This is a genomic window from Helicobacter bilis (assembly GCF_900198365.1).
GTDB lineage: Bacteria > Campylobacterota > Campylobacteria > Campylobacterales > Helicobacteraceae > Helicobacter_A > Helicobacter_A bilis_B.
The window spans coordinates 1-9418 of record NZ_FZMS01000102.1; the positions used below are offsets into that span (position 1 = coordinate 1).

The window sequence follows — 9418 nt, forward strand, 5'->3', positions numbered from 1 at the left end:
TAAAAAACCTGCCTGTGAGAGTGAAAAATATCTACCTGAACAAAGACTAGCATATTTTTTCATCGGGCTTGTGCTTTTGCTTTTAATCATTACCGGCTTAGTAAAAACTGCAAAAAATCTAGCCGGGTGGAATATAAGCGATAGCTTGTATCTATGGAGCGCGCAACTGCATAATCTTGGAATGTTTCTCATCATACTTGGAATCATCGGGCATTTAATGGCTTTTGTGTTTAAGGCAAATCGTCCGCTTTTAAGGGCAATGTTTAGTGGCAAGGTAGATTCAGCTTACATTGTGGAGCGACATAGCTTATGGCAAGAGGGCGTTAAAATGGCTAGGGATAAAGTAGCGGAAAACAATCTAGATTCTATAAGCTGTCATACTAAGCCTTTAGGCGAAGTATCTAAAGATTTAGAATCTACAAGAGATATTTCGCCTTTTTCGTAATGCTCAATATGACAAGATTCTAGAATCTAAAGAAAATGCACCCCAAAACCCTGCACCCACCCAAAGTGGTAGGGAATCTAGCATCTAAACACAATAAGGACTAAGCTATGCAAAATGTAAATACAGAATCTAGCGTAAAAGAGCCACGCAACGCTATTGCAGTAGAATCTAAACCTGCCATCTCGCCCATTGCAAACTTGCCTATCGCATTATTTGCTTCAGTTATGGGGATAGGTGGCTTAAGCCTTGTATTGAAAAAAGCAAGTGTGGTTTTTGGGAGCGTGGCACTTGCAAATGCGTCCTTTAATAACGGGGCAAACGCAGTGGAATCTACACTAGATTCTACTTCATCGTGGCAAGGGGTAATCGCACCATTTTTATGGTGGGGAGCGTATGGCTTTGCGGTGTTAGCAGTGGTTATTTTCGCCCTTTTGCTTGTGTGCTATGGTGCGAAAATACTCTATCATTTCAATGCGTTTAAAGCAGACTTAAAACATCAAGTCAAAATCAACTTCTTATCAAGCATTCCTATCAGTATGCTTATTATCGTGGCATTTTGGAGTGATTTGAGTAGCGGGGTGGATTTACTATGGCAAGGGATTTTGGGGCTATTTTATGCAGCAAGTGCTTTGCAACTCCTGCTTAGTTTATATGTGATGAGCTTTTGGTTTAAAGAAAGTATGAAAACTGCCTTGCTATCCCCTGCGTGGTTTATACCTATTTTATATCCGCACAGCAGCATCTATTTCTCTTTTATTATGCAAACTTGGATATCTAAAGATTAAGGCATGTGTATCACACTCTTTTTTACTCCAAAATAATGCTGTGGTACTATCTACTCCACCGCTTAGTAATACTAATCGCATGTTTTTACCCTGTAATATTCTGTATTTTTAGATTCTATCTAGATTCTATAAAAAATCGCCCTTGTCTATACAATTTGGGCGATTGGCTGAATTGTGATGGATAGTCATATCGCTTAGAAACTCATACCATCACAATTCAGCCAAAGCCACAGAACAACTGCTAGAATTTGTAGTTTTGTTTGCGTGCTCTGCTGATGTAGAATCTAGATTCCCCATCAAATCTTGGCGGATTGCAGGATTTAGGGCGTAATTTTTACAGAATCTAGAATCTAAAAATGACTTGTTGCGTTAAGTATAAGCAAACATCTGGTTCAATTTTAAAACAGATTTTTACCTATGATTTGCACGAACGAATCCCTTGCTTATATTTGCACAAATAACAATAATCTACAATCATTCTGCACTTCGTAAGTCCATTATGATTTTATGTGTGTTTGGTAATGGCATACAATGGCAAGAAATAATGTAAACCTACAATTATAACTATAACAAATCTTTTTTAAATCTAGTATTTTTGAGTTAAATGTGGAGTGTCGATTAGTTCGTGTGTATCGGTCATACAAAGACAGATATTTATTTGTCAAGATAAGATTGATTAAATGCTGTAATAAATGGTCTTAATTATTTTTCCATAAAGATATTAAAAGCAAATATACAACGAGGCAAGGCTACAATCACCTGAAATCTACAGAATCTATATGATAAGATAAGATTTTCTTAGATTGTCTTTGTTTGAGATATTCTAGGGTGAACTAGAGCCAAGATAGATTATAAAGCCACAGCCTACAATACTCATAATCCCAAGCATAGATTCTGAAACTTTAGCTACGCCTAAAATCACCGCAATGCTTACAGCGATAAGAATGAGTGAGCCTAGATTTGTCCCGCATATTGTCTTTAGGGCTTGTGTGCTTTTGCTTTTAGAATTTTGCTCTTTTAGCGTATTTTTTAGCACAAGGACAACCAACCTTGGTACAATACACTCAAATCCCCATGAAGTAAGGATATTTTAATATATTTATTTGTTTGAACTTTGGCTGCTAATAAGATAATTTTGTATCAATTATTATGGCATTAAAGATAGGAAACCATACACAATACCAAAGATTCCAACCATTATAAGCACGATGTCGCTAAGCTTTGTTATGAGCGTTTCAAATCGCTCTAGTTGTATCTTTTGAGAAATGTAGCTTATAAGAAGAAGCAAACTAAAATCAAGGGTTATCCACGATAGTGTAAGGATTGTAAGGCTAAGATAAATGGAGTGTGTTATACCCAAAAACTGCGGAAAAAAGGCGATAAAAAATAAAATATCTTTGGGGTTTGATAGGCTTAGAAGTAGTCCCTGTAAAAAGTATGGTTTGCTTTTAGAGTTTGTATTAAAGTGGTTATTCTCGTGTAAATTATTATGCTTTGTTATTTGGGAGTGTGTTTGTGCCTTTTTTGCTTTAAAAGTGTGGTAGAGCGAGCTAAATCCTAGATAAAAAATAAAACAAGAGCCAAGCAAACTCACAACCGATATAGCAAGATGTGAAACTTTAGCTACGCCTAAAATCACCGCAATACTTATAGCGATAAGAATGAGTGAGCCTAGATTTGTCCCGCAGATTGTAAAGAAGGCATTTTTCATAGGTTTATTAGTTTTAGAATCTTGTATGCTAATAGCATTTTTTATCACAAGGGCAACAACAGGACCGGGTGTAGCAATGAGTGCAATAATTGCCAAAATATACGCACTTAATATATCAAAATGTATCATCTTAATCCCTTTTTAGCTGAAAATCTAAATGGACAAACCTTGAATATTTCTCGCTCTTCTTGTAAAGTATATTGCCTCCATTCTCTATTATCTTCATCACCAAAAAATCCCAACTCTTTTGGAATAATACCATTATTATAATCTTTAACCCTTTCTCTAATTCGCTCTCTAACTCTAATGCCACTTTTTTTACTGCCACTTGCAACAAAATCAAAATTTTCTCTAGGATTTATCACAAATGCTATGTAAGCACCTAAATTTCTATTTTTATACATATCATGGTGCGGACAACTTACATTTATAAATAACTCAATATCCTGAAAGCAAAAACACCATTGCGGACTATCTGTATCAAGTGGAATATGGGAAGGATAGGGTTGTGTGTCATTGTCATGCAAGAATTGAATTTGCTTCCACGCAAAAACATGTTCTTTTTCCAATGTATCAAATTTCTGCTTAAAAAATATGACGAGTGGATTAGTAAGTCTATTTTTTATAGGTGTATTTTTCACAAAACTAATATATTCCATTAAGCCATTCAATAATAAGCTTTGCTTGTCATCAATAAATAAAAACAAAATACCCTTATTACAAAAAGCATTCAAAGCAAATAAGCAAGGAAATTGCTTATTAGTAAGCCTCATATAAAAATCATTTTTTGCCTTATATATCCAAGATTGGCTATTAGAATGGCTTTCTAGTTTTTCTTGTGTAATCAAATAGCTAAAAGTCATAACCTACCTCCAAATTTCATAAACTTATTTAAACATTGAGATGCTTTGACTATCAGTTACCTTTACTTGCAATCCTTTCAATCACCGCATTAAAGCTCTTGCTTGGTCGCATAACGCTTTCAGCCTTGCTATCATCAAATTTATAATATCCGCCTAGATCTACTTTCACGCCTTGAGCGGAGTTAAATTCAGTCCTAATAGAATCTTGCTTAGATTCTAGCTCATTAGCAATAGGCGTAAAGAATGCTGCAATACTAGAATCTGTGCTTTGATTTGCCAACGCCCTAGCAAAATACATCGCCAAGTAAAAATGGCTTGTGCGGTTGTCATCTTCGCCCACTTTGCGTGAGGGAGCTTTGTTATTATCAAGCCATTGTGAAGTCGCAGAATCTAGTGCGTCTGCTAGCACCTTTGCCTTAGGGCTATTTTGCTTTTGCGCGTAAAACTCTAGGCTTGCTTGCAAGGCTAAAAACTCGCCCAAGCTATCCCAACGCAAATGATTTTCTTCCACAAGCTGCTCTACCTGCTTTGGCGCACTGCCACCAGCCCCGGTTTCAAACATCGCCCCGCCATTTAGCATAGGCACGACTGAGAGCATTTTCGCACTTGTGCCAAGCTCTAAAATGGGGAAAAGATCAGTCAAATAATCACGCAAAACATTGCCTGTGATAGAAATGGCATTTTTACCAGCACGGATAAGTCGCAGGGATTCTAAACACGCTTCTTTTGGGGCTAAAATGGCTATGTCCTTGCCCTTTTCTTGTAGCCTTTTTTTGACTAAATCAATCATAATTTTATTACTAGCCCTCTTTTCATCAAGCCAGAAAATCGCCTTATCCCCTGTCAAATCCGCTCTTTCAATCCCTAAATCAATCCAGTTTTGCACCGCATCAAATTTTGCCTGATTAGCACGATAAATATCGCCTTTTTTCACGCTATGAGAAAGCAAAGTTGTGTCATTAGAATCCACAATAATAAACTCCCCATCATTTGGGGCTACAAAGGTTTTGTCGTGTGAGCCATACTCTTGGGCTTTTTTCGCCATTAAGCCTACATTGCTGACACTGCCTAAAGTCGCAGGATTCAGCACTCCATTAGCCTTTAAATCTTCAATCACAGCTTCATAAATAGTCGCATAAGTTTTATCAGGAATCACCGCGTTTGCATCGCATTCCTTGCCATCTTTATCCCATAATCTCGCACCATTTTTTAGCATAGCAGGCATTGAGGCATCTACAATCACATCGCTTGGGATATGCAGATTTGTAATGCCTTTGTCGGAATTTACCATAGAGATTTTGGCGGATTTTTCTAAAATCTCATTGTATTTCGCTAGAATTGTCGCTTTTTTGGGGCTAGATTCTATCTTTGCAAGCAGCTCACTCACGCCATTATTGGCATTCACACCTAGTGCTTCTAACTCGTCCTTAAACTCATCAAAAAGCTCCTTAAAATACGCCTTCACCGCATAGCCAAAAAGGATAGGATCGCTTACTTTCATCATCGTAGCTTTTAAATGCAGTGAAAAGAGTATGCCTTGCTTTTTGCAAGATTCAATTTGTTCTGTATAAAACTCGCTTAATTTCTGTGCGTCCATAAAGGTGGCATCTAGTATCTCATTTGCCTCTAGCTTTAGCCCATCTTTTAGCACCTTTTGTCCGCTAGAATCTTTGAAAATAATCTTTGCCGTTGTGGGAGATTCTATTAGCACTGCCTTTTCATTATCAAAGAAATCGCCCTCTTTCATATAGCTCACACAGCTTTTTGAGTTTTTATCAAAGGGCGTTACGCGGTAGGGATTTTTCTGTGCGTAGGATTTGACCGCATTGGTGCTACGGCGATCAGAATTACCTTGCCTTAAAACAGGATTAACCGCTGAGCCTAGCACTTTTTGGTATTTCTCTTTCACTGCCTTTTCTTGCTCGTTGCTTGGCTCATCTGGGAAATCTGGCACATTATAGCCCTTTGCTTGAAGCTCTTTAATGGCGTTTTTAAGCTGTGGAATTGAAGCGGAGATATTTGGGGTTTTAATGAGATTTGCATTTGGCGTTTTGACAAGCTCACCAAGCTGACTTAGGGCGTCTTCTACGCGTTGATTTGGGGCTAGATTCTCCGGGAATTGGGCTAAGATTCTAGCACTTAGCGAAATATCAGCAGTCTCTACTTTAATGTCGGCGTGATTAAGAAACGCCTTTGCGATAGGCAGAAATGAGTAGGTCGCTAGGGCTGGGGATTCATCTGTGAGTGTGTAAGTGATTTTCATTGTGTGTCCTTTTGTCGTGAAATTAAAAGTGTCTTTAGTATAGCAAAAATCATTATTTTTGGAATAATAGGCAAGATTTTTTTAAACTTTTGGTGTGATAAGGGCGGATAGGTAGCAATGCATAATAATTTGCTTGGTGAATAGATAGTTTTTGGATTTTTATCCAAATACGCACGGAATTATCTCGTTGAGCGAAGCAAAACATCTCAATAAAGAAACAAAGGTAAACCCTGCTAAAAACTTACACACATTGCGCCAAGAGCTAGAAGCCGAGCTAACACCAAAAATAAATATTCCAATAGAAAATAAGAATGATGGGCGAATAGCAATCATCACTAAAAAAGGCATAGAGAAAATAGAAAGCGATAAAGCTATACAAAAAAGCGTGGCAAATGGTTTTAGCGAACAAGAACATTTAACAATCGCAAAAAGATTAGATGAGTTATATCAGAATTCAGTGTTTAAGGAAACGCATAAGGATAAGAATAACCAACATGAAATCCAAATACACCGCTATATTTCAAGGGTTGATGATAACACAGAAGCCTTAATTACATTAAAAGAAACAAAAGAGGGAAAATATCAGGGGAATAGAATTTATACGCTAGAGTTAGATAGTGTCGCGAGGTTAAGCGGCTCAGACTCAACCACCCAAGCGACTAGGACACGGAGTCTTGACTCAGGAACGAATGGTCTGACCCTCGAACAGCCCCCCGCATTCCTATCCCACAATCCTACCCAAAAAACATTAACGCGTCAAGAAGCAGACGAACTTTTTTCACATTTTCAACAAGCAAATAAAAACTACGCACAAATAAAAGAGTCTTTAAACGACAAATTTGCCAAAGCCCTAACAAAAGGCATGAATAAAAAAGACTTAGATTCAAGACTTACAATAGAGCAGTGGAAACAAAGAGTATTAGACACACAATGGGGCGATAGTGTTAAAGGCTTAGAGAATACAATATTTAAAAACTTTAATCCAAGAATGCAAAAACATACACAAATGCTAACAATACTTAGGGCATTAGATAGAAATGTAAAGCTAAATGATGATTCTATGCCAATAGACTTTACTAAGATTTTAAGCGAAATGACACAGAAATATCTTACTTCATATACAAGGCAAAGTATTGCTAGCACCTAATAGGTGCGAGAGAGTAAGGGTAGAGGTGAGATAATAAGTAATGATTAATTGAAGTGGAAACATAGATAATATGTTATCATTATGGAATTTGAAATAAAGAGTTAAGAATGTTGTATCGTGCATGTGAAGTATGTGGTGAGAAGTTTAACTTGTTAATGGCAGAAGGCAGTGATAATGAACATAGCATTATATGGAAGTGTCCAAAATGTGGGACAAAATACAAGACACCACAAATAGATAAAAAGAAGTTATATATGCTTATGATACCACTTGCTATTGCATGTATTCCTACATATATCTTCTTGCGACATTATTTGGATATAAGTGCTTTATTTAGTCAAGTAATAGGTATAGGTGTTTTTTATCTTGGTTGCGATTATCGTGCTAAATCAGGTTAAAAATCTTAAATTTGAAAAGATAGATGAAAGTGATACAGGGAACACAAATGAACAATCATCTAAACATTCAAAATAAACCAAAATTTATATCACCAGCACATATAGGCTACAATTCTACTATAACACTTGAAGTTTTAAAGCCACAAGATGCCAATCAATACAGGCTAACAAATGTTATACAAATGCAAGTAGCAGATTTGCAATTAGCCTCGCAAATATTTTTTAATCAAAAAGAAGTTGCATCGCAATCAAAATATATTTTTACATTAGATAAAAGAACACAAATAGCACTAGAGTGCAATAGCAAGAAAGAAGAGGGTAACATTAAGGGGATAACGCAAGAAGCTTTCCATAATGCCATATCGCCCATCTTGCCAAACAAACAAGAAACCTTAGATATAAACGCGATTATGGTAGAGTTGGCTTCATTTTTAAGTGAAAAAGATATACAAAAAAGCATAAGTAAAATTGATGATAGATTTAATGAAATAAAAAGGAAACCACATATCCATCTGATTTAAAATTGTTTAAGTGTAGATTTCAAACGCTTTCTTCGCACATATCTTCAGTTCGCATAACCGTCAAAGACAGAGACTCTAAGGCTGCTTGTTATTTAAGCATTAAGCAAAAAGATCCCTTTTTTAGAATCTTTAGGCTGCTTATCTTATTGCCAAATCAACACTAGTTTTTAGATTCTATAATTTTACAAGGTTGGCATACTATTTGCTTAGCTTTAAGGAAATTTTAATACAAGGATGCGTTATGGACAAGATGTTGCAAACTTTTAAGAAGCATTTAGGTGGCTTAGATAATATCGAAGATATTATGATGAATGCAGTGCCGCAAAGCAAAATGCAAACACATCGTTTTGGTGAGGGAATAAAGGCTGCTAATGAGCTTGTAGGCTGTCTGCAAGTGTTAAGTGCAAAACTAAATAAACTACAAACTATCGTCTCAAAGATAGAGTTTAGCCTAGAAGAAGATCCTACAAATCCAGCAAATGTGAATATGAGTGAGATCCTTCTCTCACAAGCTAGAGATTTGATAACAAATACGCGTTTTATCGATAGAGATTTGTTTGATACAGAGCTTAGTGCATCGATGGGGACACATAGCGTCTCTTTCGAGATGGCAAATCCCATGCCACTTTTAAATGCTAAAGATTTTCAGTCATTGCATCAATACATAGACGCTAAGAAAGAAGAGATTATGGCGTGTATGGAAGCAATCCGAGCGTTAAATGAAGTAAATGTAGCAACAAGCGATGTTTCTATGACTAATCTGCGTGGAAAAACTATCGGCGAAGCGTTAAGAAATAGCGGATTTTAGATTACGCTTTACTTCTAGATTCCAAATTTCTATAACCACCCAGCTAAAATAAGCAAATAAAAACATATGAAAAGCTATGTTAGCTCGACTTATAATTTGCGAAGTTTTATTTTGTTTTAGCATAAAACTTAATAAAGGCTTTAAACTCTCATAAATTCTAAATGAAATTCTACTCTTTTATAAGTCTTGCATGTATTCTATTTAATTGCTAAATCTCCTATTCTCTAACTTTAAATCCTTTTTTGATATTTAAAACAATGTTGCAAATTTTTACACAAAGTTTTTTGTGTGGTTGAGTACCCTAATATGAACGCTTTTGTGTGTGTAATCTGTTCAATTAGCATAAAACTTTGTAGTTTTGCCTTATTGCTATATGACAAACAATAACATAAAGCAATAAAACTTTAATAAAAAAGGATTTACATGTTGGTTTTTACCAAAGACTTCAGCGAAAAAAGAGAGTTTAAGCCACACCCC

At 36.1% G+C, this 9418-nt stretch carries 11 protein-coding genes; 6 read left to right on the plus strand and 5 right to left on the minus strand.

Features of this window, described 5'->3' with window-relative positions; all coding sequences use genetic code 11:
• Both C6H08_RS10820 and C6H08_RS10825 read left to right on the plus strand, forming a co-directional pair.
• Nucleotides 1–445, plus strand: a 445-nt coding sequence (locus C6H08_RS10820; protein WP_233708584.1) for a cytochrome b/b6 domain-containing protein, incomplete at its 5' end; no start/stop codon positions are given.
• A 107-nt stretch (nucleotides 446–552) separates the two neighbouring features.
• Nucleotides 553–1230 (plus strand): SLAC1 family transporter, encoded by a 678-nt coding sequence (locus tag C6H08_RS10825; RefSeq protein WP_080732229.1) that lies wholly within the window; start codon nucleotides 553–555, stop codon nucleotides 1228–1230.
• On the opposite strand, the gene C6H08_RS10830 is transcribed toward C6H08_RS10825, so the two are convergent.
• The 5 genes from C6H08_RS10830 to C6H08_RS10855 form a co-directional block, all read right to left on the minus strand.
• The gene (locus C6H08_RS10830) at nucleotides 1168–1311 is read right to left on the minus strand and encodes a 7-cyano-7-deazaguanine synthase (RefSeq protein WP_233708585.1); all 144 of its coding nucleotides are present in this window, start codon (nucleotides 1309–1311) and stop codon (nucleotides 1168–1170) included. The genes C6H08_RS10825 and C6H08_RS10830 overlap by 63 nt on opposite strands.
• Nucleotides 1312–2053: 742 nt before the next feature.
• Nucleotides 2054–2266 carry a hypothetical protein gene (locus C6H08_RS10840; RefSeq protein ID WP_233708586.1) on the minus strand — a complete coding sequence of 71 codons (213 nt, stop codon included), beginning with the start codon at nucleotides 2264–2266 and terminating at the stop codon, nucleotides 2054–2056.
• A 111-nt stretch (nucleotides 2267–2377) separates the two neighbouring features.
• Nucleotides 2378–3070, minus strand: coding sequence for a LysE family translocator (locus tag C6H08_RS10845; RefSeq protein ID WP_034579584.1), 693 nt, complete (start codon nucleotides 3068–3070; stop codon nucleotides 2378–2380).
• Nucleotides 3067–3804: a YqcI/YcgG family protein gene (locus tag C6H08_RS10850; protein WP_034579582.1), complete on the minus strand. Its 738-nt coding sequence runs from the start codon at nucleotides 3802–3804 to the stop codon at nucleotides 3067–3069. Before C6H08_RS10850 ends, C6H08_RS10845 begins: the two co-directional genes overlap by 4 nt.
• A gap of 52 nt (nucleotides 3805–3856) precedes the next feature.
• Nucleotides 3857–6067: an NADP-dependent isocitrate dehydrogenase gene (locus C6H08_RS10855; protein ID WP_034579580.1), complete on the minus strand. Its 2211-nt coding sequence runs from the start codon at nucleotides 6065–6067 to the stop codon at nucleotides 3857–3859.
• 151 nt (nucleotides 6068–6218) lie between these two features.
• On the opposite strand from C6H08_RS10855, the gene C6H08_RS10860 reads away from it, so the two are divergent.
• From C6H08_RS10860 to C6H08_RS10875, 4 genes are all read left to right on the plus strand, one after another.
• Nucleotides 6219–7214: an LPD3 domain-containing protein gene (locus C6H08_RS10860; protein WP_138196274.1), complete on the plus strand. Its 996-nt coding sequence runs from the start codon at nucleotides 6219–6221 to the stop codon at nucleotides 7212–7214.
• A gap of 107 nt (nucleotides 7215–7321) precedes the next feature.
• Complete coding sequence (locus C6H08_RS10865; RefSeq protein ID WP_034579287.1) at nucleotides 7322–7612, plus strand: hypothetical protein; 291 nt, start codon at nucleotides 7322–7324, stop codon at nucleotides 7610–7612.
• Nucleotides 7613–7659: 47 nt separating this feature from the next.
• Nucleotides 7660–8133 carry a hypothetical protein gene (locus tag C6H08_RS10870; RefSeq protein WP_052093031.1) on the plus strand — a complete coding sequence of 158 codons (474 nt, stop codon included), beginning with the start codon at nucleotides 7660–7662 and terminating at the stop codon, nucleotides 8131–8133.
• A gap of 241 nt (nucleotides 8134–8374) precedes the next feature.
• On the plus strand, nucleotides 8375–8941 hold the full coding sequence (locus C6H08_RS10875; RefSeq protein WP_034565763.1) for a flagellar FLiS export co-chaperone: 567 nt from the start codon (nucleotides 8375–8377) through the stop codon (nucleotides 8939–8941).
• Nucleotides 8942–9418 lie beyond the last annotated feature (477 nt).